24 protein-coding genes and 1 pseudogene are annotated in these 22,572 nt (G+C 52.9%); 12 read left to right on the top strand and 13 right to left on the bottom strand.

Annotation, left to right across the window (positions count from 1 at the left end; genetic code table 11):
* Positions 1-2 precede the first annotated feature (2 nt).
* The 4 genes from BUC26_RS00340 to BUC26_RS00355 are packed head-to-tail and all read right to left on the bottom strand — an operon-like array spanning position 3 to position 3,574.
* Positions 3-1,283, bottom strand: coding sequence for a TRAP transporter large permease (locus BUC26_RS00340; protein ID WP_073372845.1), 1,281 nt, complete (start codon positions 1,281-1,283; stop codon positions 3-5).
* Positions 1,280-1,816: a TRAP transporter small permease gene (locus tag BUC26_RS00345; protein WP_073372846.1), complete on the bottom strand. Its 537-nt coding sequence runs from the start codon at positions 1,814-1,816 to the stop codon at positions 1,280-1,282. Before BUC26_RS00345 ends, BUC26_RS00340 begins: the two co-directional genes overlap by 4 nt.
* Positions 1,813-2,808 carry a TRAP transporter substrate-binding protein gene (locus tag BUC26_RS00350; protein ID WP_073372847.1) on the bottom strand — a complete coding sequence of 332 codons (996 nt, stop codon included), beginning with the start codon at positions 2,806-2,808 and terminating at the stop codon, positions 1,813-1,815. The genes BUC26_RS00345 and BUC26_RS00350 overlap by 4 nt, the downstream gene beginning before the upstream one ends.
* Positions 2,809-2,848: 40 nt before the next feature.
* The gene (locus BUC26_RS00355; RefSeq protein WP_073372848.1) at positions 2,849-3,574 is read right to left on the bottom strand and encodes a maleate cis-trans isomerase family protein; all 726 of its coding nucleotides are present in this window, start codon (positions 3,572-3,574) and stop codon (positions 2,849-2,851) included.
* 45 nt (positions 3,575-3,619) lie between these two features.
* Between BUC26_RS00355 and BUC26_RS22585 the strand changes: the two genes are divergently transcribed.
* Together BUC26_RS22585 and BUC26_RS00365 are read left to right on the top strand one after the other, a co-directional pair.
* Positions 3,620-4,795 carry a GntR family transcriptional regulator gene (locus tag BUC26_RS22585; protein ID WP_161949780.1) on the top strand — a complete coding sequence of 392 codons (1,176 nt, stop codon included), beginning with the start codon at positions 3,620-3,622 and terminating at the stop codon, positions 4,793-4,795.
* A gap of 19 nt (positions 4,796-4,814) precedes the next feature.
* Entirely contained in the window at positions 4,815-5,237 is a 423-nt protein-coding gene (locus BUC26_RS00365) for a DUF3830 family protein (RefSeq protein WP_073372850.1), read from the top strand.
* A 20-nt stretch (positions 5,238-5,257) separates the two neighbouring features.
* Here BUC26_RS00365 and BUC26_RS00370 read toward each other — a convergent pair whose 3' ends face one another.
* The 4 genes from BUC26_RS00370 to BUC26_RS00385 all read right to left on the bottom strand — a co-directional run bounded on the left by BUC26_RS00370 (position 5,258) and on the right by BUC26_RS00385 (position 9,401).
* Positions 5,258-5,572, bottom strand: a complete 315-nt coding sequence (locus tag BUC26_RS00370; protein WP_073372851.1) for a DUF3047 domain-containing protein — start codon at positions 5,570-5,572, stop codon at positions 5,258-5,260.
* Between the two features lie 38 nt (positions 5,573-5,610).
* A complete protein-coding gene (locus tag BUC26_RS00375) occupies positions 5,611-6,717 on the bottom strand; it encodes a glycerol dehydrogenase (protein WP_073372852.1) in 1,107 nt (368 codons plus the stop codon).
* A 74-nt stretch (positions 6,718-6,791) separates the two neighbouring features.
* Entirely contained in the window at positions 6,792-7,868 is a 1,077-nt protein-coding gene (locus BUC26_RS00380; protein ID WP_161949781.1) for a (Fe-S)-binding protein, read from the bottom strand.
* A gap of 90 nt (positions 7,869-7,958) precedes the next feature.
* Positions 7,959-9,401 (bottom strand): FAD-binding oxidoreductase, encoded by a 1,443-nt coding sequence (locus tag BUC26_RS00385; protein ID WP_073372854.1) that lies wholly within the window; start codon positions 9,399-9,401, stop codon positions 7,959-7,961.
* Between the two features lie 152 nt (positions 9,402-9,553).
* On the opposite strand from BUC26_RS00385, the gene BUC26_RS00390 reads away from it, so the two are divergent.
* The 4 genes from BUC26_RS00390 to BUC26_RS00405 all read left to right on the top strand — a co-directional run bounded on the left by BUC26_RS00390 (position 9,554) and on the right by BUC26_RS00405 (position 13,609).
* Positions 9,554-10,318, top strand: coding sequence for a DeoR/GlpR family DNA-binding transcription regulator (locus BUC26_RS00390; RefSeq protein WP_073372855.1), 765 nt, complete (start codon positions 9,554-9,556; stop codon positions 10,316-10,318).
* A 498-nt stretch (positions 10,319-10,816) separates the two neighbouring features.
* Positions 10,817-11,809: a TRAP transporter substrate-binding protein gene (locus BUC26_RS00395; protein ID WP_084540346.1), complete on the top strand. Its 993-nt coding sequence runs from the start codon at positions 10,817-10,819 to the stop codon at positions 11,807-11,809.
* A 46-nt stretch (positions 11,810-11,855) separates the two neighbouring features.
* On the top strand, positions 11,856-12,326 hold the full coding sequence (locus BUC26_RS00400) for a TRAP transporter small permease (RefSeq protein ID WP_073372857.1): 471 nt from the start codon (positions 11,856-11,858) through the stop codon (positions 12,324-12,326).
* On the top strand, positions 12,323-13,609 hold the full coding sequence (locus BUC26_RS00405) for a TRAP transporter large permease (RefSeq protein ID WP_073372858.1): 1,287 nt from the start codon (positions 12,323-12,325) through the stop codon (positions 13,607-13,609). Before BUC26_RS00400 ends, BUC26_RS00405 begins: the two co-directional genes overlap by 4 nt.
* Before the next feature lie 120 nt (positions 13,610-13,729).
* On the opposite strand, the gene BUC26_RS00410 is transcribed toward BUC26_RS00405, so the two are convergent.
* From BUC26_RS00410 to BUC26_RS22595, 5 genes and pseudogenes are all read right to left on the bottom strand, one after another.
* On the bottom strand, positions 13,730-15,232 hold the full coding sequence (locus tag BUC26_RS00410; RefSeq protein WP_161949782.1) for a xylulokinase: 1,503 nt from the start codon (positions 15,230-15,232) through the stop codon (positions 13,730-13,732).
* A gap of 82 nt (positions 15,233-15,314) precedes the next feature.
* Entirely contained in the window at positions 15,315-16,088 is a 774-nt protein-coding gene (locus tag BUC26_RS00415; protein ID WP_073372860.1) for an SDR family NAD(P)-dependent oxidoreductase, read from the bottom strand.
* 95 nt (positions 16,089-16,183) lie between these two features.
* Complete coding sequence (locus BUC26_RS00420; protein ID WP_073372861.1) at positions 16,184-16,936, bottom strand: DUF3047 domain-containing protein; 753 nt, start codon at positions 16,934-16,936, stop codon at positions 16,184-16,186.
* A gap of 123 nt (positions 16,937-17,059) precedes the next feature.
* Positions 17,060-17,455, bottom strand: a pseudogene (locus BUC26_RS22590) (redoxin domain-containing protein); the annotation flags it as partial.
* A 12-nt stretch (positions 17,456-17,467) separates the two neighbouring features.
* Positions 17,468-17,719, bottom strand: a complete 252-nt coding sequence (locus BUC26_RS22595; RefSeq protein WP_084540349.1) for a thioredoxin domain-containing protein — start codon at positions 17,717-17,719, stop codon at positions 17,468-17,470.
* A gap of 321 nt (positions 17,720-18,040) precedes the next feature.
* Here BUC26_RS22595 and BUC26_RS00430 point away from each other — a divergent pair, with 321 nt between their 5' ends.
* The 6 genes from BUC26_RS00430 to BUC26_RS00455 all read left to right on the top strand — a co-directional run bounded on the left by BUC26_RS00430 (position 18,041) and on the right by BUC26_RS00455 (position 22,359).
* Positions 18,041-18,964 carry a metal ABC transporter solute-binding protein, Zn/Mn family gene (locus BUC26_RS00430; RefSeq protein WP_073373188.1) on the top strand — a complete coding sequence of 308 codons (924 nt, stop codon included), beginning with the start codon at positions 18,041-18,043 and terminating at the stop codon, positions 18,962-18,964.
* Positions 18,964-19,740, top strand: a complete 777-nt coding sequence (locus BUC26_RS00435; RefSeq protein ID WP_073372862.1) for a metal ABC transporter ATP-binding protein — start codon at positions 18,964-18,966, stop codon at positions 19,738-19,740. Before BUC26_RS00430 ends, BUC26_RS00435 begins: the two co-directional genes overlap by 1 nt.
* A gap of 3 nt (positions 19,741-19,743) precedes the next feature.
* A complete protein-coding gene (locus tag BUC26_RS00440; protein ID WP_073372863.1) occupies positions 19,744-20,601 on the top strand; it encodes a metal ABC transporter permease in 858 nt (285 codons plus the stop codon).
* Positions 20,602-20,609: 8 nt separating this feature from the next.
* Entirely contained in the window at positions 20,610-21,053 is a 444-nt protein-coding gene (locus tag BUC26_RS00445; protein ID WP_073372864.1) for a Fur family transcriptional regulator, read from the top strand.
* Positions 21,054-21,534: 481 nt separating this feature from the next.
* A complete protein-coding gene (locus BUC26_RS00450; protein ID WP_073372865.1) occupies positions 21,535-21,912 on the top strand; it encodes a DUF2237 family protein in 378 nt (125 codons plus the stop codon).
* Between the two features lie 69 nt (positions 21,913-21,981).
* Positions 21,982-22,359, top strand: a complete 378-nt coding sequence (locus BUC26_RS00455) for a pyridoxamine 5'-phosphate oxidase family protein (protein WP_073372866.1) — start codon at positions 21,982-21,984, stop codon at positions 22,357-22,359.
* Positions 22,360-22,572 lie beyond the last annotated feature (213 nt).

A 22,572-nucleotide genomic window follows, 5' to 3' on the forward strand; every position in this document is an offset into this window, starting at 1 on the left:
AATCAAAAGCCGAGGATTCTCGGCAGAAATAACGATAGCTGAGGAAAGAAAATACACAGCATCAAGACAACGTACTGCACCACTACAAACGGCCAGACATTGCGGATCATTTCCGTCATCGATATCCGGGTAATACCGCACATCACAAACAGCAAAACGCCGACCGGCGGAGTCATCATGCCGATGACCAGATTGAGCACGAAGAGAAAACCGAAATAGACCGGGTCGATGCCGTATGTCATAGCCACCGGCGCCAGCAGCGGAACGAGCATGATATAGGCGGCATTGGATTCGATGAACATGCCGACGACAAGCAGGGTAGCCATCACCAGGGCGATAAAGACCTGGGGATTTTGGGTGAGTTGCTGAAGGTAGGCAGATAACCTCATCGGTACCAGGTCGATGGTGAAGACGAAGGTGACCGTCGCGGCAAAAGCGATCAGCGCGGCAACAACCGAAGAACCAATCGCGGCGCGAAACAGGGCCGCCGGGATATCGGCAAATTTCAACTCGCCGGTGACAAAGAAACCGATAACCAGCGCGTAAGCAACCGCAATGGCAGCGCCTTCAGTCGGCGTAAAAATACCGCCGACGATACCGCCGATAACCACTACCGGCATCATCAGGATGACGGCGGCCCGGCGCCCCTGCAGCAGAACCCGGCGCAACTGGAACCGCTCACCTGTCAACGCGAATCCTTTTTTATAAGAGAGATAACTGGCGGTGGCCATCAGCGACAAGGTCATGATAATGCCCGGAATGACACCGGCCATGAAAAGAGCGCCAACCGACACACTCGAGCCGGCCATCAGCGCATAGACGATCATCGCGTTACTCGGCGGAATGATCGGACCGAGGTTTGCGGCCGAAGCGATGATGGCACTGGAATAGCCATCATCGTAATGCTTGCGTAGCGATGGTACGATAATGCTGCCAAGCGCACTGGCGCTGGCTACCGCCGCCCCACTGACGGCGGCCAGGATACCGCCGCTGATGATGGTGACATGGGCCAGACCGCCGTGTACCCGACCGATCAGACTGTTGGCAAAATCAATCAGACGATTCATGATTCCGGCCAACACCATCAGTTCTCCGGCAATCATGAACAGTGGAATCGCCATCAAAGGAAAGGAGTCAATGGCGTGCATCATGCGCTGCGGCATAATGTAAAAATCGACCCCGCTTATCGCGATTCCGGCAAATGAAGCAAATCCGAGCGCAAAGGCCAGCGGCATACCAAGTAAGGCGAGAACGGCGAACACGATAATGACGACAGCGGTCATGACGATTCCTCCAAACGCCACAAATCCGGTCCGGCACAGCTGAGCAGCAGCAGGTGGAAAAAGCTGTGCAGCATTGCGAACAGAACCGGGATATAATAAACAGAGGCGGTGATATCGACCGTCGGCATCAATTCTTCCCACTTCTGGATAACGACGATCAGCGCATAGTAGAAGACTACCAGCGACAACACCGCGCTGAGGCCGAGCATGGCCCGGGCGATCAGGTTTCTCGAACGCTCCCCGAGAAACTGGACGAGTACGTCGATACCGACGTGGACTCCGGCCCGAACGCCGTGTGGTATCGCCAGAAACATCGACCAGACGAACATCAACCGTGAGATCTCATCGGCCCAGTCGATGGAACTGGACAACACATAACGAAAAAATACCTGGGCACACACCAGTACCGCCATGATCCCCATGGCGGCAACCAGTACTTTGGCGGTGGCCCGGTCAACGTGTTCCATGGCCGTTTTGCCGCGCTGAATCCAGCGCGGCAAAACCGTTGACGATGAGGCAGGTGCCGGTTTCATTGCTTGATCTCGCTGAGTACGGCATCGACTAAGTCGGCACCGACTTTTTTGGAAACATCGTCAACGATGTGAGCGGTAGCCTGCTGAAGCTCAGCGCGCACTTCCGGACTGATCGAATCGAACTGCATGCCGCGCTTGATCAATTCGTCCCTGCTGGCCAGATCCGCCTCAATCGCTTTGGCTCGCTGCCAGGCAATGGCTTTGTCCATTGCCGAGGTCAAGATGCTCTGCTGCTCGGGCGACATCGCCTCGAAGCTGCTCTTGTTGGCTACCACGACGATGAAGTCGAAGAAGTGTCCAGTATCGGATAGATACTGCTGTACTTCATTGAAGTTGTTGGTCTTGCTCACTGCATAGGGGTTTTCCTGGCCGTCCAGCACTTTTTGTTGCAAGGCCTGATACACCTCTTTGATATCCATCGAAACCGGATTAGCCCCGAGAGCCCGGAACGTGTTGAGATGTGTTTCATTGGGCTGCAGACGGATCTTGAGCCCTTCGAAGTCGGCCAGAGACTTCAAGGGTCGCTTGCTGTTGGTCACATGCCGGGCACCGAGCTCCATATAACCAAGAGCGATGAAGCCTTTGCGCTTGAGTTTCTCATTCAGCAGATCGCCGACTTTGCCATCGATTACCCGGAAGGCCTGCTCGCGATCGGAAAATAGAAACGGCAGGCTGACAGCCTCCAGTTCCGGCACCGTCCGCGACAGGTAGGCGATACTCAACCAGGTCATCAGCAGAGCACCGGAGCGTACCTGGTCGACATTTTCGGCGGCTCCGCCAAGCTGCATCGCCGGAAAGACATCAACCGTCATATCGCCGCCGGATTGCTCCTCCAGCTCTTTTTTAAAGACCTCCATGGCCAGACTGCTCGAATGCTCCACCGGAAAATTTCCGGCAATACGCAGCTTGGTCGCGGCCTGCAGCGAGCCGGCCGACGAAATCGCCAAAAGCATTGCAGCTACGATAGCGAGTGAAAAAAGGTTCGTTTTCATGTGGTCGTCCTCCACGATACGTGTTTAGCCGAAATAAAAATCAAACTTCACCAAAGAGCCGCCCCCAGCCTTTGATCCGAGCCGGATCAGCTCCGGCGACCTTCATTCCTTTCCAGACAGCCGTGGCCACGGTGTCGTAAATCGGAATACCTGTCTCCTGTTCCATCCGCTCGACGATACCGGCACCTCGAAGGTTGGTGCAGAAGATGGTGATCGCATCGGGTTTCGGTTCAGCGGCGCGACGCACCATATCCATCAATGTCTCCTCGGTAACCTCGGAAAAGGAGAAATTGCCGCGATCCCTGAGATTCTGAGAAGCGACGCATTGATAACCGGCAGATTGATAATTGGCGATAATGCGCTCCTGAATCTCATCGAGATACGGTGTCACCAGGCCGAAACGTTTCACTTCGGTCATCTCGAAAATCTCGTTGAGCGCGAGTACCGATGTCGATGCCTCGATGTTGGTCGCTGCCTTGATCTCGTCACAGAGTTTTTCATCTGCGTCAAATCCGAGCCAGCCGGAAGATGTCCCGCTCCAGATGATCGTGCCGACACGAGCATCGGCAAGCAGACGCGCGGCTTCAAGAATCGGCTCGTTGTTGAATTGACCGAGCGCTTGGTCCCGCATTGATATTTCGGTTACTCGAAACCGACCGAAATGGGCGGTCACATCCTTGAGATCTGCAACCATCGCCTGGGTCAGCGGTTCAAGAACCGTGTTGGAAGAGGGGGTCAGCACCCCGAGCAATGTTCGTTTTTTCATCGATTTCTCCTTTTAACGACAATTCCGGAAGGAAAAGACGGGTACATGGCAGGACACAGCCAGCTTTCCAACTCCCTGCCAAATGTAGCAAGCTCAAATATCGGATCCGCGTATCCACGTGTTAATGTATCCATGTATTCATGGGTACACCTTGCGTGTCACAATGTCAAACCGTTTTTTTGTTATACTTCAATTTTCGATATGACTTATCAAATCAACATGTTAAACGGTAAGCACAAGCCAGGAAAACTCTTTGTACCGCCAAAAATGCACCTGTACGATAAAGACAACCACCCGAAAACAGAGAAATCTCTTGACGGTTTTACGACCACAGTGTTTTTATGCATCCACGAATACAAAGTACACGCGTTGCCAATTAACAGATGGTGCGGGAATAACGAGTCGGCAGGGACACGCTGGTGGCAGGACAGTGCTGCCAGCGTCAAAACGACTCTCGGCAAAATAGTTGGTACGGAAGATGATCCACAATTCACATCAGGTCAAAGGAAGACGACAATGAAAAACAAGGGATGGGACAATGGCCTCCTGCAGGTGCCCAAGACCATGTCGGAGCAGGTTTACGACCTGCTCCGTACTAAAATCCTTCACCAGGAAATTAATCCCGGAGAGGTTCTGCTCGAAGTGGCCGTCAGCGAAGCCCTCGGGGTCAGTCGTACCCCCGTTCGCGAAGCCTTCCGTCTGCTGCAGCACGACGCTCTGGTCATCAAGAATCCACGGGGCGGCGTCAAGGTAACCGAACTGACCCTGGAAGAGTTGGTCGAGGTGTCTAATCTGCGACTGGTTTTTGAAACCTATTCGATTCAGTTGACCTGCGATCGAATCAGCACCAAAGAGATCGGCATTCTCGAGGATTTGATTCGGGAGGTCGACCAGATTTTCTCTGAGAGCGGATCCGGCCGGGAACTGGATCTAATTAGGTTGGCCGAATTGAACACAAAGTTCCACGATATCCTCTATGAAGCGGCCGGCAGCCATTACCTTAAACGAATACTGGAGATCATCAGACTGCCGATTATGCGTTATCGACCGTTCTCGCTCGAGACCCCGAAGCAAAGAGAGCGTTCCTGGACGGAACACAAACAGATGATCAAACTCCTCAAAGAGAAAGACAAGAACGGTCTGAAGAAGCTGATGAGAAAGCACGTCAAAGATGCCAGCGATGCCATAGCGAAAAAGCTTGAGCATGGCTCAGATACTTGAGAGACAGGAGGTATCGACGATGGACACGGTTCGGATAACGGTCGCCGGCACTCACACCTTCGTCGCCCGCCTGGAACGGGATCGGGCGCCACAGACATGTGCGCACTTCATGGAGATGTTGCCTTATCGCCAACAACTCATTCATGTTCGCTGGAGCGGAGAAGCCTGCTGGATTCCCTTGGGCGACTTCCTTCTACCGGTAGGGGTGGAAAATGCCACCTGCTATCCGGCCCCCGGTGAAATTCTTTTTTATCCCGGAGGCTTCAGCGAAACCGAAATCCTGCTCCCTTACGGGCCAACCTGTTTTGCCAGCAAGATGGGACAACTGGCCGGAAATCACTTCCTCACCATCATTGAAGGCGCTGAAGGGCTTCAGGACCTTGGCTCCCTGGTTCTCTGGCATGGTGCACAGGAGATTGTTTTCACCGAACACAATCAATAGAAAACGGACCCGTCCCCATTTTATCGACCGGGTTTTCGTACCTCGATGAAATCGAGATAGGAGGTCGCCGCCTCACCGGTATTGTCGGAGTCGTTCATAATGGCCAGGGAGGCCATCGGAGGCGGAGATTCACCGAAGACATTCAGGTAATCTTCGTAGACATTGACGGTTTCTTCCTGCCAGGAGCCGACATTTTCCGGGCCATGCTGCAACGGGATCATCATGGCCCGGTCGGTAAAGGGGTTGGCGACGGTTTCCCATTCTTCTTCCCGGTTGGCCCAGATGTAGTTGATACTGGTGTGCGGCGGATATTCCCCGTGCAGGGTCTTGGCCATCTCGTACTATATCGAAAAATGGGGACAGTCCCCTTTTTTTAATCTGCTTTGGCCTTGTAATTCACCGCTAAACGATCCGCCTTTTTGATGGCATGAAGCACCGTTTCCTCGTTTATGGCGACGGGCATGTTGTAGATATATGATCCTGGAACACAAATCTTCTTGACGGCAACAACCAGCGAATCATCAACGTTACCTGACAGTCCAAGCTCAGCCAGGGTCATTGGCAGGTCTAGGGCACGGTAGAACCACAACAGTTCCTGCAGCTCGGCATCATTTTTCCCCTCCAGAACACACTGCGCTAGAACACCGAAGGCGACCAGTTCGCCATGCAGGGCTTTTTGCATGGCAGGAAGAGCGGTAAAGCCGCCATGTATCGAGTGCGCCGCCGCCAGGCCGCCGCTTTCGAAACCGAGTCCACTCAACAATATGGTGGCTTCGACGACAGTTTCCAGTTCATCGGTGACGGTTTGCGCAGAGACCGCAGCCAGGGCTTCCATGGCGTTCGCCTTCAGGATGTGAAAACTGAGGCGGGCCAGCTCCAATGCGGCTCGCGTCGGCCGTACCCCAAAAATGTTTTTTGCCTGAGAGGCATGACATGCTTCGGCTTCGAAGCTGGTAGAAAGGGCATCGCCGATGCCTGCCCGAAAGGTCCTGATCGGTGCCCGGGCGATGATTGCCGTGTCCACCAGGACCAGATCGGGCCCGCGGCTCATGAAGAAGACACCGGCTTTGACATGCTGTTCGTCGTAGACGACGGCGAGCTGGCTGGTGGGAGCATCGGTGGAGGCCACGGTCGGGATGATAACGACGGGCAGGGTCGTGGCTATGTTGACCATTTTTGCGGTATCGGCTGCTTTGCCTCCACCCATGCCGATGATCACATCGGCCTGTTCCCGCCGAACCAGAGAGGTGATTCTTTGGATCTCCGTTTGACAGCACTCACCTTGGAAGGGCGTGGGGAAGAGCAAGTGCAGGTTTTCGGCCTCGAGTGATTTATTCAACCGCTCTCCGGCTATGCCGTAAACGACAGGATCAGCGATCAAGAAAAATTTTTTGCCAAGGTGTTTCAAAAAACGGCCCGCTTGATCCGTTATATCAGCGCCTTGAAAATATCTGCCGGGGGAACCAAAACCTCTGATCATATGTGCCGCCTTGTTGAGCTGAGAAAAGGAGGAGATCGGTGCTCTCGTATACGTCTAACGTGCTTTTTTACCGTTCATGACGCGACTGCCCGGGCCACCAGATCGATGAGATGAATCAGTTGAGGCGGTGCCAGCTGGTCGTCCTTCCGGCAGCCGTGAGTCAGCATCTGATGACATCCCATGCAGGCGGTTACCAGATAGTCAGCCTTTGTTTCCGCCGCTTCACGGCAGCGCATTGCTGCTGCTTCACGGGCAACTTCCGGCCGGTGCACAGGCAATAATCCGCCGCCGCCGCAGCAATAAGCAAGCTTGCCGGCAGGGTCCATCTCGATCAATTCAGCGTCGAGCAACGACAGGATTTTTCTCGGGTCTTCCGTGTTGCCACAGTATCTGGCGAGGTTGCAGGGGTCTTGAAAGGTGACGGTGGTTGCCTCGGCCAGGTGTTTGATCGGCAGTTTATTTTCCTCCGCCAGTCTCCTGATGGTCGTGGTAAAATGTTCGACCTGCAGGCCGGAGGTGTCACCTCCGAACCGTTTGGTCCTCGTGGTCAGCATGCGGAAACAGTCGGCCTCGAGTACCATTACGTGGGTGGAGCCAGTGTTTTTAATGGCTGTAGCCAGGGTCTTCGAGCACGCTGCAGCGCTGTCGAAATCCCCTGCCTGGTAGAATTCATAACCGCTGAGGGGTTCCTGCGGCAATATGTTGAACCGTACCCCGGCTGTTTTTAAAAATTGTGCGAAGGTGGTCAGCGTTCCCATCCATTCCGGAGTGACGTCCCGGCCGATGTACAGCAAGGTATTGGCAGATGCATCCGGTGACAGTTGTGCAGATTTTAAATGGTTGATGAGTCGTTCATGGTTAGTGAAGCGGTTTCTCAGCTGCAGCAGGAATTGTCTGATATCTTCAGGAACGAGGTTTTTGGCAAACAGTTTTGCCCGCGTATCGATGATCAACTCTTCGTGGTCGTAATTGCCAACACACCATTCCTGGAGCCGGCCATCGTTCAACGTCGTGTACATGATGTCGGCAATATCCTCGTTCCATACCAGCAAACCCTTTTCCAGGCTATGGATGATCGCTCCGCGTCCTCTGGGGGTATAAGACTCGTTGCAGATAATCTCACCGACCCGGTCCGCCGTTTGACACATCATGCAAAACCGGCAGGCCCATATGGTCTCGTCCCTTTCTTTCTCATTTAAGAACATGGTATTCCTCTGTATATATGGTTTTGAAAGGAAGTGTTAAAAACGTTTGATAAAGCCGAATTTCCCAGGATTCATGATTCCCGCAGGGTCCAGAGCATCTTTGATCGACTGCATGATAGGCCAGGCTGTACCGTATTGCTCCGGCATCAACCACCCGAGTTTAAACCCTATACCATGATGGTCGTTGAGAATCCCCCCATGCGCCAGAGATGTCCGGGCAGCCTTTGCCCATATGGCGTTGTGCAGTTGCAAGGCCTCTTCCGGATCTTCCGGAGGTACGGGTATGATGAACCGGTCATAGGTCATGACTCCCCAAGGAAACCAATGACTGAAGTGAGCAATGTATTTCGCGTTCCAATCCTTGAAGCCGACTTCTATGGCCTCTTTTTTCTTCAGATGAATGGAGTAGATCTTATCGTAGGTGGTGGTGGTCTCCACGGTTCCGGTCAATTCAGGCAACATCAGGTTGAACGGCGGGAAGTAAAAGTCATAGCGGTGGTTCCACCAATGTTCGCCCGACTCTGGACCCAACTCCCTTCCCTGCAGGGCGACACACACCTCCTCAATCTGCTTCATCTCGAGGAGCACCTGCGCCTCGGCGCCTTCGGCGCCCACAACCATGTAGCACCCCTTCAGATCCAAACCGAGCACTTTTTTGACGATACGATCACTTGAACTTTCGTCATACAGGCGGATGGTGTTCGGTCTGAGGCGTTTCTCCGTCATCATGCGGCGACCTGCTTCCAGACCATCTCTGACGTCTTTGAAGAGGAAGGCATTGAATTTTCTGATTTGCGGCAGCGGCTCGATTTTTATCGATATTTCGGTGATAATACCCAAGGTCCCTTCAGACCCGACATAGAGCTGGAGCAAGCTGGGACCACAGGCGTGATTGGGTACCGGGAGGGTTCGGAAAATCTCACCCTGCGCCGAGACAGCCTCCAGGCTGATGATCATATCCTCAGCTTTCCCGTATTTGGTCGATAAGGTTCCCGCGCCACGGGCGGCGATATATCCGCCAAGGGTAGCTCCATAGACGGAGGCTGGATAATGGCCCAACGTAAATCCTTTTTTGTTGAGTTCTTTTTCCAGTCGATAGCCGTTGATTCCTGGTTGTGCAGTTAGAATAAATGATTCTTCATCGATCGAAATGATCCGATCCATTTTTTTCATGTCCACGATTATACCGCCGTACAAGGGAGTTATGCCTCCCTGACTACCGGTTCCTCCACTGTAGGGGATGACCGGTATTCTGTGGCGTGTAGCGACTTTCAACAAGGAAGCCACTTGGTGGGAGTTCTCTGGATGCACGATGAAACTCGGTTTTTGCAACGGCAAGCCTCTGTCAAGCCATATTTGAGGAGCAGCGAAGTAATCGAGACTGTAAGCAAGCAGATCCGGTTCGCGAGTGCTTACATTATCCCACCCTACCGCGTCTATTAACTCTGTTTTTATTTGATGCAAAAGAAACGTTGACATATCGTACACCCAATAAATGATTATCTTTTTATTGCCACTTGAGCAGCTTACGTGATAAAGTGGATGAAAAGTTTGAAAAAATCCGGCCAATATTACACGACTAATAATTCATTTAATCTCACAATCACGCACATCTTGTCAAGGACAAATCAATGTATCCATTCGAGCGGCTGAATAAGGTAATAAAATTATTAAAGGAAAAAGGGCAAATCAAGATCGGCGAGGCGGCCACCCACCTGGGCGTATCTTTCTCCACGCTCCACCGGGATCTTGATCGCTTGGAAGCAGATGGAATTATAGAAAAAGTCAGAGGAGGGGCAGTCTACAAAGAGAAAGTTGAAACATTTTCGCATTTCAGGATGAGGCTCGAAAGAAACGTACCGGAGAAAACGGCAATTGCCGAAAAGGCGGCAAAACTCATCGAAGATGACTCCTGCGTTTTTATCGATCATTCAACCACGTCTGTGTATTTGGCGAAAGAACTCGCCAAACATGATTACAAAAACCTCATCATTCTGACAAATTCTTTGGTAGCTCCTGAGATTCTTGCTGAAGCGGCAGGAGTGAAGGTCCTTTTAACCGGTGGAGAAGCCAATCATGAACTGGAGGCTTTAGGAGGTCGTTGGGTCCTGAAATCGTTTGAGAACATAAACGTTCACAAGATATTCCTCTCGGTTGGAGCCGTGTCGCCTGAAAAAGGGTTCATGACCCAACTACCGTTTATCCATGAAATATTCCCGGAAGTCTTTCTGTTGCCACAGGTGAAGGTCGCCTTGGTCGACAACTCGAAATTCTACAAAGTGGCGACCTTCCATGTCGGCGATATCGAACAAGCCGATCTGATCGTGACCGATAAGCCCCTCGCCAAGGAGATCTTAACGTCTGTGGAGAAAAAAGGTCCCCGGGTCATCTACTGAGCATATCAAGCCACACGCTCCTACACTCAGATTTTCCCGGACAATATCCACCTTCGGTCAGAATCGGTGCAGCCGAGATGCATCCGGCCCTGCCCCCTAGCAAAATCACCATATCTGGTTACGACCTCACTGCACAAACGAGATTGACCAGGATGCATGAAAGTGCGATAATTTAAGCCAAGATGCAATAATGTGCGATGTTTCGCTTGACTTGACCCGTTTTCTTGTATAGGCTTTTTAAAAGAGCCGCTCGCAAGTTCCGGTGTGAATATTGCTTCGTAATCGCTCCATGACATCGCTAAACCACTTCGAATACCAATGATGACTCGCCTACCCGGATCATTTTGTCACGTCTAGAGCCCTACCATATAAGTAGGTGTGGGCACTATATACCATAACACCACTACCAGGAGGTGACCGACGCCCAATTCATGCATGACCTGATAATCGAGCCTTAACTCTTTCCTGCTGAACCCCTTTGGTGATGGAGGTAATCCTATGCGCCGTTTAATGTTTTGTTTTGCAATGTTCTCTGTGATGGCATTTTGTGTAGTTTCAGCCGTACAGGCCAAAACTCTTGTACGTGTAGGCAGCATACAATCAGAATCTTTTTATATGAACAAGTATATGGAAAAATTTTTTGAGATTGTTAATGCGAAAACCAATGACGCTTACGATTTCAAAATGTTTTATTCAAGTGTGTTGGGCAGTGAAGAATCGATGCTGGAACAATTGCAGATGGGGACTCTTGACATGCAGTTTGGCTATTCAGCCATACGACCGAATTATGTGAAAGAGTTCGAGGCCATTGGCCTGCCGGGAGTGCTGGCTAGCTTTGACGAGGTTCACACCGTAATGAATGGGCCTATCGGCCAAGAACTCGCCGATATGTTCCTGGAGAAAACGGGGGTGAGAATCCTCTGGTTTGTCGACCAAGCCTATCGGAATATCTGGCTTAAGGATAAAGAGGTTAATTCACTAGCTGATTTGAAAGGGATAAAGATCCGTTCCCCCAATTCGCCTTTGTACATCAAGATCCTGCAGACATTGGGCATGAATCCCACCCCTCTGCCTTTTGGGGAGATTTACACAGCCGTTCAGACCGGCGTCGTCAGCGGTCATGAGCAGGAGGATCCGGGTGTTATCTCGATGAAGTTTTATGAGATCGAAAACCGTGGGGTCGTCAGCCATCATGTCTACCAGACTGCCATCTGGGAGATAAGCGATATTTTTTACAAAAAATTGCCGAAAGAGCACCAGCCGATCTTTTACGAGGCAGCAGAGGAAGCCGGTATTTGGTTCCGGCCATTTACCGGTGAAGGCGCGGAAAAAAAAGCGCAACAGGAACTGATCGAAAAGCATGGGTTCAAAATCACTGCCCTCGACCAGGGTGAGTTGAACGCGCTGTTTACCCCGATGGTCGATGAATATGCGAAAGAGAGGGGTATTTACGAATTCGTGCAAAAAATTCGTAAAGAATTGGGCAAATAAGGGTATGTAACCCGTATTCTGAGATACACGATTCAGGTTGGTTCATATGCGTAAGTGGCACATCAAGCTCAGTGAATGGATCGTCATAGTTTCATTTTCTGCTGTAGTGCTCATCACGTTTGTCCAGATTATTTTTCGATATGTTATCAACCACTCGCTGCCTTGGGCCGATGAACTGGCGCGCTATTGTTTCGTCTGGCTGGTTTACAGCGGGATACTGATCAGCCTGAATCGTGGTGAGCATGCTTCTGTCTCAATATTAACCGAGCGCCTTACCGGAGTACCCAAAAAGGTAATTTTGACACTGGCTGATGTCTTTGTAATCTTGCTGTTTGTCTGTATCACAATCGGTGGGATAAAGTTTGTTTTACTATCGGTAGGCCAATACACTTCAGGTCTAAGAATTCCGAAGTTACTGGTTTATTTAGCTCTTCCGCTCTGCGGTTTCACCGTGATTATAGAGTCTTTTATAAGAATCTATGATGTACTCTTTGTAGAGAAAGGAGATGGAAATTGATCTTTCTTCTTTTTGGTACATTTGCCGTTTTTCTGCTGATAGGAATTCCCATTGCCTTTGCCATCGGGTTAGCTGTCTTGATTGTCATGACGGTAAGCGGCATGCCGTTTATGGTCTTGGCCCAAAAGATTCTTCATGCGGCCGACAGTTTTTCTCTGCTGGCGATTCCCCTTTTCATTCTCTCCGGCGAGCTGATGAATCGCGGCGGGTTGACAATTCGTCTGGTCAATTTCGCTCATTCTATCGTTGGGCATATTCGCGGCGGATTGGGACAGACGTCGGTTATGTCCAGTATGATCTTCGCCGGCATATCGGGGTCGGCAGTCGCCGATACAACCGCCATAGGATCGATCCTAATCCCCGCGATGAGGAAGAAAAAGTACCATCCCGCGTTCAGTGCCACGCTTAACGCCGCATCTTCCTGTATCGGGCCTATTATCCCGCCGAGTATCATCATGATCCTGTACGGTTCGATCACCGAGGTGTCCATCGGAGGGCTGTTTTTAGCCGGCGTGTTACCGGGTTTTTTGATCGGCACTTGTATGATGTTTGTCGTTTATTACTATTCCGGACCGAAGTATCACCCGGCCCTGGACAGGGAAAAGCGTGTCCCGCTCAAGCAATTGCTGAAAGACTTTATCTATGCGCTCCCTGCCTTGATTATGCCACTCATCATCATTGTCGGGATCATTTCCGGAGTATTCACGGCGACCGAAGCAGGTGCGGTGGCGGTTGTCTATGCTTTCTTCGTAGGGAAATTCTATTACAAAGGTTTCGAGATCAAAGATATCCCTGCCATGTTAATATCTTCTGCCTCGACCACTGCAATGGTCATGTCGATCATTGTTTTCGCCTATGCTTTTGGCTGGCTCTTGGCGTGGCAAATGTTCCCTGCCGCGGCAACCGAGTTTTTCAGTCATTTAACGCAAAACAAATACGTATTTTTGGCGATTATCATCGTTTTCCTGCTGATCCTCGGAACCGTGATGGAAGTACTTGCGATAGCGACCATTTTCGGTCCACTGTTAAACTTGATGGGTCAGCAATATGGGTTTGATCCGATCCACTTCGGTATCATTTTAATTATCGTCATGCAGATCGGTGGAACGACGCCACCCGTCGGCATTTTATTGAACATCAGTTGCGGCCTGGCTCAGGTGAAGACCGGAGCGACGCTCCGGTTTCTGTGGGCGTTTATTCTAAGTATGATGGTCGTTGTTGTGCTGATTAGTGTTTTCCCTTCTCTGGCGATGCTGCTACCCAATATTTTCATGGACTTATAACTTCTTTCTGCCGTCTGAACCATCGCTGTTGCCATGATTCAGACGGAACTACCTGCAAGACATCACATCTCTCGGTTAATCTGCAATCCCGCGGCGTTACAGCCTTGTTCGTCGACCGCGCTATTGGTTGAATCTGTGCAGAGCGTGGTTTATCTCCACGAGGAGCTGTTGTGATCTCGTAAAGATATCGAAAAGCTCCTGGTATCTGGCGTGATTTTCATAGTTCGGACGGATAACCGTTTTTACCCGTGTACATTTGTCGATGGCATCCCTCTCATTGCTGAACAAGCCACACCCTACCCCCCCGATCAACGCCGCTCCGAACGAGGCGTCATCGATTTCCGGAATCAAGGTTTCCTTGCCCAGAACATCGCTTAGAGTCTGCCGCCATAACTCGCTCTTGGCGCCGCCGCCGATAAGGCGGGCCTGCTCCATCTTGAGGCCGCGTTTTTCCAGGGACAGGTAACATTCAAGAAGGGAAAACGAGATCCCCTCGTACAGTGCCTTGATAAAGTGTTCCCGCTTGTGTCTGATGGATATGCCGAGATAGTCTCCTTTGAGCAGTGGGTCCCAGTGTGGGGTCCGCTCGCCCATCAGATAGGGGTGAAAAATCAGCCCATTGGAACCGGCCGGAATTGATTTGGCAAGGTTGTCCATGTACGCAAAAACCGTGCTGCCACTGTTTTCAAACTTGTCGGATTCCACCCGGAAGAATTCGTCCCGCAGCCATTTATGCACCGCAGCGCAAGAACTGGTCGCGGCTACCGTATACCACATGCCAGGAATGACGTGGTAATAATTGAATAGAAGGGGATCGACCGAGGGCTCACTGGCCATGATGTTGGTGTTGCCGGCTGTCGCCAGCTTTATGATACCGTCACCGGGGTTGATCGCGCCAACGCCATAATCCTCGGCCGCGGTGTCAGATGCTCCGGCCACAACGGGTATGCCAACGGGGATTTTGGTGTGCCGGGCGGCCTCTTCCAGAACGGAGCCGACCACCGTGGTCGGCGAACAAATGGGCGGCAGAGTTGAAAGCGGCCACCCGATATAATCGCACAGTTCCGATGACCATTCTTTCGTGCGCGCATCCATCATCATGGAGCCGAGGGCATCGATCCAATCGGTCTCCCAGGTACCGGTGAGTTTAAAGCGGAGATAATCCTTGGCGAACATGACCTTTCTGGTTTTTTCGACGACGTCGCGCTCATGACGCATCAGCCAGTAAAACTGTGGTAACGTCCAGGTCGGGTTGGCCTTTTGGTAGGCGATATCCAGTATCGACTGGCCGTATTTGTCATTCAGGATTTTAGATTCTTCTATGCTCCTTTGATCGGTCCACATGATTGCCGGTCGGAGCGGCTTATCATTTTCATCCAAAAGAACTGCGGTATGAGTGGCGGCGGTGATGCAGACCGATTCTATGGAGCCTATACCGGATGTGGTGAAGATCTTATGGCAACAGTCAGCCAAGGCAGTGTACCAATCGTCCGGGTCTTGCTCTGACCAACCAGGGTATTGATACAGCGTCTTCAGCTCTCTCGATTCGCTCGCGATCAATTCCCCATCATTTCTGACAATCAAGCATTTTAAATTGCTGGAACCAATATCAACGCCGAGCATGTAGCGATTGTTAGGGCTCATCTCATCGTCCTTTTTTGCTGAGGATAAGGGGAAGTGCAACGGTCATGGTTGTCGGGATGTCTCAACTCAACACCATCCCTCCGGTGGCAAGGATATTCTGTCCGGTTATGCTCTGTGCCAATGGGGACGAGAGGAACAGGGAAAGAAAGACGATCTCCTCCGGTTGCAAGACCCTCTTTTGTGGCACTGGTTCGATAAACGTTTTATATGCGTCATCGAATGAGATATCGTGCTCGTCGGCAAATTTTTGTATCGCGTTCTTCAGCATTGGAGTGTCCACAAAACTGGGACATATGCCGTTTACGGTGACGCCGAATTCGGCCAACTCTTTGGCCCATACTCGCGTCAGCCCACTCAGCGCCGATTTTGTGGCGGTATAGGCGCCATAGGTCGGTGTTCCCAAAAAAGACTGCATGGAACACAGGTTGATGATCCGGCTGCTTTGCTGCTTTTTGAGGTGGGGGATGACCGCCTTGGCACAGTTCATTGGTCCGGTCAGGTTCACCTTCAGAACATGGTCCCATTGGGCCATATCCATCTGTTCGGCAAGCGCCTTGTAAATGACTCCGGCATTGTTGATGAGAACATTGATTGGATGTTTGATGGCTGCCTTCTCGACCATCTTCTGAACATCGCCAAAGTTGGTAATGTCGGTTTCAATGTATTCAATATTCTGTAGCAGCACTTCGTCATGAGGTGGCTCCGGTGGCCCGAGGTCGGCATTGATCACACGGGCCCCGCACTCACTGAACCCATGCGCCAACGCCTGGCCTATACCTTTGCTTGCCCCGGTAATAATGACGCCCACCCCACTCACGTCAATCTGGTATTTCATCACACTCCTCCTTTTCGACAGATTGCACATAATTTCAGAATATCGCATTATAACGCAATTTATCTCTTTGTTGAAAGCAAAAGAAGGGGGATTGCCTAGAAAAGGGGCCTGCCCCCATTTTCTCGACCGGGTTTTCGTACTTCGATAAAATCGAGATAGGAGGTTGCCGACTCGCCGGTATTGTCCGAGTCGTTCATAATGGCCAGGGAGGCCATCGGAGGCGGCGGCTCGCCGAAAACCTTCAGGTAATCTTCGTAAACGTTTACGGTTTCTTCCTGCCAGGAACCGACATTTTCCGAGCCATGCTGCAACGGGATCATCATGGCCCGGTCGGTAAAGGGGTTGGCGACGGTTTCCCGTTCTTCTTCCCGGTTGGCCCAGATGTAGTTGATACTGCTGTGCGGCGGGTATTCCCCGTACAGGGTCTTGGCCAGCTCGTACTTTATTTTCGCTCCGAAATCTGCATTTTGTGGATCATATTCGAAGATTACGTAGATACGAAGAGGATAATCGTCACCAGATTTCTGGCGGTAGTTCCCGTCCTTGAAGACCCGCTCCACCTGCCAGCGCCAGGTGATGATCGGGTACTGCTCGACGGAGAAGCGGGCGTTGCTGATCAACGCCGAAGCACTGGCGTCGCTGACGGCAACGAGAACCGAGTCGTCTCCCTGCACCGCAGTTTCATACGTTGTCTGTCGGTCTATATTGCGAAAAGAATATGAGGACCAATTCTCGAGATGATTGAATTCTTCACGAAGCAAGACATCATCGTCGGCAGAAACGGTGCTGGCTGCAGTCAGTACGAATAGACAGCAAATTATTGCTGCGCGCCGGTGCTGCTTCATCATCCATGCCCTCGTTTTTTACGGATCCGCCGGACCCCGCTCGGCCATTTTTCCAGGAGCCGGGGATGGAGCAGGGTTGCTCGTCCCTGTTCTCTTTTATCTATTCCGGCCGGTGAACCGGTCAGACTACTCTTTGCCTAACTTGTTAATTAAGCTGATAGCCGAGGCCGGTTCGGGGCGGACGGTATGATCGAGATTCACATCAACGGCCCGAATTATCCTCTGCTGATCGACGATGAATCGCGACGGCATCGGCAGCGTCCAACTGTTGTCTCCGTTGTAGGCGGGAATATCAATATTGAACACTTTGGCATAAACTCGCGCAAGTCTCTGCGGCAGAGTGATGACAACCCCGAATGATTCAGCGACCACATTACCCTGATCGCTGAGCACGTGAAACGGCAACTTGCTTTCGGTTGCAAGTACCCGGGAATGCTCGGGCAACTGTGGGGAAATGGCCACCAAAGAACCTCCCGCCGCAGTGAGATCTGGATAGCTGTCACGCAGAGCCGCCAGCTCTGCATTGCAGTAAGGTCACCATTTGCCGCGGTAAAACAGGATCACCAGCGGCCCTTCGGCCAGCAGGGCGTCCGAGACGATGCATTTGCCCCGTGTATCGGGCAGGGAAAAGGGTGGAGCCGTATCACCGACACCCAGTACTTTCTCTCGAACGACACTCTCCTGTAGTTCGGCAAATCCTTGTTGTATCGCCGCTCTCACGTCCGGTGTGAGTTTCTCGGCGGACTTTTCTCTGATCGTCTGGAGCTGTTGTTGCAGGCTTGTCATGGTATTCCCTCCTTCCTCTTGCCAACGCTCGACGAAACCTGGCTGAAGCCACGTTCGTGAAAGTCCGAGCCAAAACGACAGGGACATTTGGAGATAGTATTCATTTTCAGAGTCAATGCCAACAGACGGCGGTTTACAGCAGTTCCACCAGTTCCTTGCCGCTCGAGAGGGCAACATTGTTACAACGGCGATACGGCACCCTCGGATCGTCAGTTTCCCGGGGTGACACATTGTTCTTGTCAAATGATGATTATGCAATATAGTTGCATCAATGATATCACGAATTGTAACTCAACCCTGGAGTAACCAATGCGTATCTCAATGTCGATAATTTTCCTTTGTTTCCTATCTATTATTCTACGCTCTCCGGCATCGGCAGATACCCAACCCGTCGTTTTTGTCAGCATCGCTCCCCAGGAACAGTTTGTGCAACAGATTAGCGGCGACCTGTTGTCCGTTGAAGTCCTTGTTCCGGCAGGCGCCAGTCCGCATACCTATGAGCCAAAACCGTCGCAGATGAAGTCCTTGGCGGAAGCAAAAGCCTATTTCGCCATTGGCGTCGACTTTGAAACGGTGTGGCTAAAACGCATTGGTGGGGTCAATCCGGCTATGAAAATAATTCACACCGATGCCGGCATCGACAAGCTGGCCATGACCGACCACCACCACGCCAAGGGTCACCAGGAGCAGAACGACAGACATCATGATGACGGTCATCAGGGGCACGACCATGCCCAGCACCATAACGGCGAGGGCCTCGACCCGCATATCTGGCTGGCTCCGTCCCTGGTCAAGCAGCAGGCGGTCAACATCGCCGACGCGCTTGCCGATCTGTTCCCCGAACACGCCTCGACCTTTCAACGCAACCGAGACGCTTTCATCGGACAGATCGAGACGCTCGATCGAGATTTACGTACCACACTGGCCGACAGACAGGGCATGCAATTCCTGGTCTTTCATCCTTCCTGGGGCTATTTCGCCCGCGAATACGGTCTGCAGCAGGTGGCCGTCGAGGTCGACGGCAAAAACCCTAAACCGGCACAACTGGCGGCGCTGATCGAGCACGCCCGGGAACACGAGATTCGCGTCGTTTTCACGCAGCCCCAGTTGTCGACCAAAGGAGCAGAACTGATCGCCCGGGAAATCGACGGTGAGGTTATCCTGATCGACCCGCTTGCCGAGGACTGGCTCAGCAATCTCAGGGAAGTTGCCAGGCGCCTGAAAGGCGCACTGCAGGGGCCGTGATGACAGCTGTGCCACCCATCGTCACCATCGCCGATCTCTGCTATTCCACAGGCGGGCAGGATATCCTGCACAATATCAACCTCGATGTCTTTCGAGGCGACTTTATCTCAATCATCGGCCCCAACGGCGGTGGCAAGACGACCCTGCTGAAATTGATTCTCGGCCTGCTCAAACCGAGCAAAGGCACGATCAGAATCAACGGCAGGCCGCCCGGTACGCACGGCACGTGCATCGGCTATGTCCCGCAACACGTCAATCACAATCTCAGGTTCCCGGCCACCGCGCTCGACGTGGTACTGATGGGCGCCCACGATCCGCGAGCCAGCCGGTGGGCCCGCACTTCGGGCCAGACGAAGGACACAGCCCGCGAGACTCTCGCCAAACTCGGCGTCGCCGACTGCGCCGGCCGGAAAATCGCCGCCCTGTCCGGCGGCCAGCGGCAACGGATCCTGATCGCCCGAGCCCTCGTCTCCCGCCCGGAAATGCTGGTTTTGGACGAACCGACGGCATCCATCGACACCAAGGGGCAGACCGAATTTTACGAGCTGCTCAAGGAATTGAACAAGGAGCTGACTATTCTGATGGTCAGTCACGACCTGCTCATCGTCTCCTCCTATGCCAAGTCGATCGCCTGTCTCAACCGGTGCATGCACTACCATCAGTCCTTCGGTTCGTCCCGCGAAGTCCTGGACGCCTTTTATTCCTGTTCGGTCGACGAAATCTGTCCGGTCGGCGTTATCGCCCAGCAACCCTGGACCATCCGCAAAATGGAGTGACCCTTGATTGACGCCCTGCACTTCGAGTTTATGCGCAACGCCCTGCTGGCCGGCCTGCTGGCCAGCGTCATCTGCGGCGTCATCGGCACGCTGGTTGTGGTCAACCGGCTCGTTTTCCTGTCCGGCGGCATCGCCCACAGCGCCTACGGTGGCATCGGGCTCGCGTTTTTCTTCGGCTGGCCCTACATGGTCTGCACCACGATCTTCGCGCTGGCTGCGGCCCTGATCATGGCCGCGGTCTCCCGGTCCATGAGACAGCGGGCGGACACGATCATCGGGGTAATGTGGGCGATCGGCATGGCTACCGGCATTCTGCTGCTTGACTTTACACCGGGCTACAACGTCGATCTGATGAGCTATCTGTTCGGCAGCATCATGTCCGTGCCCCGCTCCGAGCTCATCTCCATGGCGCTGCTCGGCGGCGGCGTGCTCGCCCTGGTCTTCTTCTTTTTCAAGGACCTGCTGGTCATGTCCTACGACGAGGAATTCGCCCAAGTCCAGGGCGTCCCGGTGCAGGCCCTCTACTATCTGCTGATCGGCAGTGTCGCGGTAACCGTCGTCGTTGTAGTCCAGGTCGTCGGTCTAATCCTGGTCATCGCGCTGATGACCATTCCGCCTTCGATCGCCGAAAAATACACATCGTCGATGCTGCAGATGATGGCGGTTTCCTGCGGTCTCGGCATGCTCTTCATTACCGGGGGGTTGTGGGGGGCATATCACTACGATCTGACCTCCGGAGCGGCTATTATCCTGGTCGCAGCGACGGGGTTTCTGCTTTCGATGCTGGTCGATCAGGTGATCTTAAGACAACGGCGACAGCGCTGGCTCAGGGCTCACGCTATCGACGGCAACGACAGGTAATCCTGCTGATGTGTGCGCACTGCAATTACCAGAATCTGCTCGAGAAGGCCGGGGTTGAACCGACTGCCAACCGGCTTCAAGTTCTGGCGGTGATCGGTGGCAACGATGCACCGCTTACCGCCGCCGAGGTTTTTGCAACCATCGGGCGGTTCCACCCCATCAATCGGGTAACCGTTTACCGGATTCTCGACCTACTCGTGCGACACCGGGTGCTCGAGCGGATCAGCAGCGGCGGCAGGGCCGCCCATTTCGGCCTGGCACCGAACAAGTACCATGCTCCGCACCCCCATTTCTGCTGCAGCCGGTGTGGCGCTGTCATCTGTCTCAATCCCGACAGTCTCTCTATCGACGCGGATAACCTGCATAAAACGTTTGCCGGAGAGGTAGATCGGATTGAAGTTCTCGTGGAAGGCATTTGCAGAAATTGCCTGAAGCAAAGATCAAACCACTGATTAAGGAGTTCCATTATGACCAATTGTTGTGAAATGAAAGAAGGAGACGTGTTTGTCTGTGAAAAATGCGGATTGGAATTACGAGTCGCCAAACCCTGTACGTGCAAGCCGGGAGCAGAGGAGAGCTGTTCCGTGCCGTTGCAATGCTGTGGGCAGGACATGACGAACCGTTAGCCGAACCACCGCACAGACGGGGACTCCGGCACCGAAACGACCAAGAACCGAGGTCCCCGTTTTTTACCAGAAACGGACCGGCCGCTTCTCGGAAAGAATGCTTCGCCACTTCAACGCTCTTCCAGTGTCCCGACGGCGCTACCCAAAGCCTTATTCGGCAAGACTGTTGAACATGAGCTGTCCAATGAAGCTCCTGGTACACGGAAATAAGAATGATTTCCACTTGCATGGTTTATTCTTTTGCTTACAGTCTTGGAACAGTTGAGCCCTACTCTCATCAACAGAAACCACAGGATGACCCGACACCATGACCACCGAGAAGAATGTTTTGGGAATGCCGCTGCAGGTATGCGGCATTGAGCCGCTGACCGGATTCCACCGTGACGGATCGTGCCGCACTGGACCGGAAGACGTTGGAGTACACGGTGTCTGCGTGGTTGCTACCGAAGAATTTTTGAGCTTTTCCAAAGAGAGCGGCAACGATCTATCCACCCCCCGGCCGGAATTCAACTTCCCCGGCCTGCTGCCGGGCGATCGCTGGTGTCTCTGCGCAGCCCGCTGGCAAGAGGCGCTCGAGCATGACACCGCACCGCCGGTGGTTCTGGCCGCCACCAGTTCGTCCGTATTGGAAATCATTGCCGGCGCCGACCTGTTCGCCCATGCGGTCGAGGACGGGCATGGTTGAGATCACTCCGTAAACGGGATCTTTCCCAAACCGTTCAATCGACAATAACCGCAAGGGAGCGGGATTATCATGGAATTGCAGGACTATTTCGAGAATACCGGCGGCACCGGCATCCTGGCCACGTCGGACAGCGACGGTCGGGTCGACGCGGCCATCTACTCACGGCCACATTTCCTCGATGACGGGACACTGGCGTTCGTCATGCGCGACCGTTTGACCCACGCCAATCTGCAATCGAACCCCTACGCCACCTATTTATTCATTGAACAGGGGCCCGGCTATCACGGCAAACGGCTCTTCCTCGAAAAAACCGGGGAGAGCAGCGACCCGGCTCTGATCAACCGCTACAAGCGTCGAACCCCAACGCAGACCGACGGGGAAGCCCTGTTTCTCGTCTATTTCAAGATCGACCGGCAATTGCCCCTGCTCGGTGGCCAACGGTCCTGATGGTTGCCGGAAAGACCCGACAATCGAGTGGTTCTCTTGACAGCCACGCGAATCTGCCGCCCGTCTGAGTAGCCCTCAGCCGGGCCCTGTCTGCCGCAGAGAACTTGACCGGGGGGTGAAAACGGGGCATTATACCGCTCGTCGCACGATGGTTCGGCCGTCGTGCACCGCGAGCCGCGGCGGGTGCGGCAGATCGTCAACCAGTCGGGAAGC

The sequence above is a fragment of the Desulfofustis glycolicus DSM 9705 genome (genome assembly GCF_900130015.1).
Lineage (GTDB): Bacteria > Desulfobacterota > Desulfobulbia > Desulfobulbales > Desulfocapsaceae > Desulfofustis > Desulfofustis glycolicus.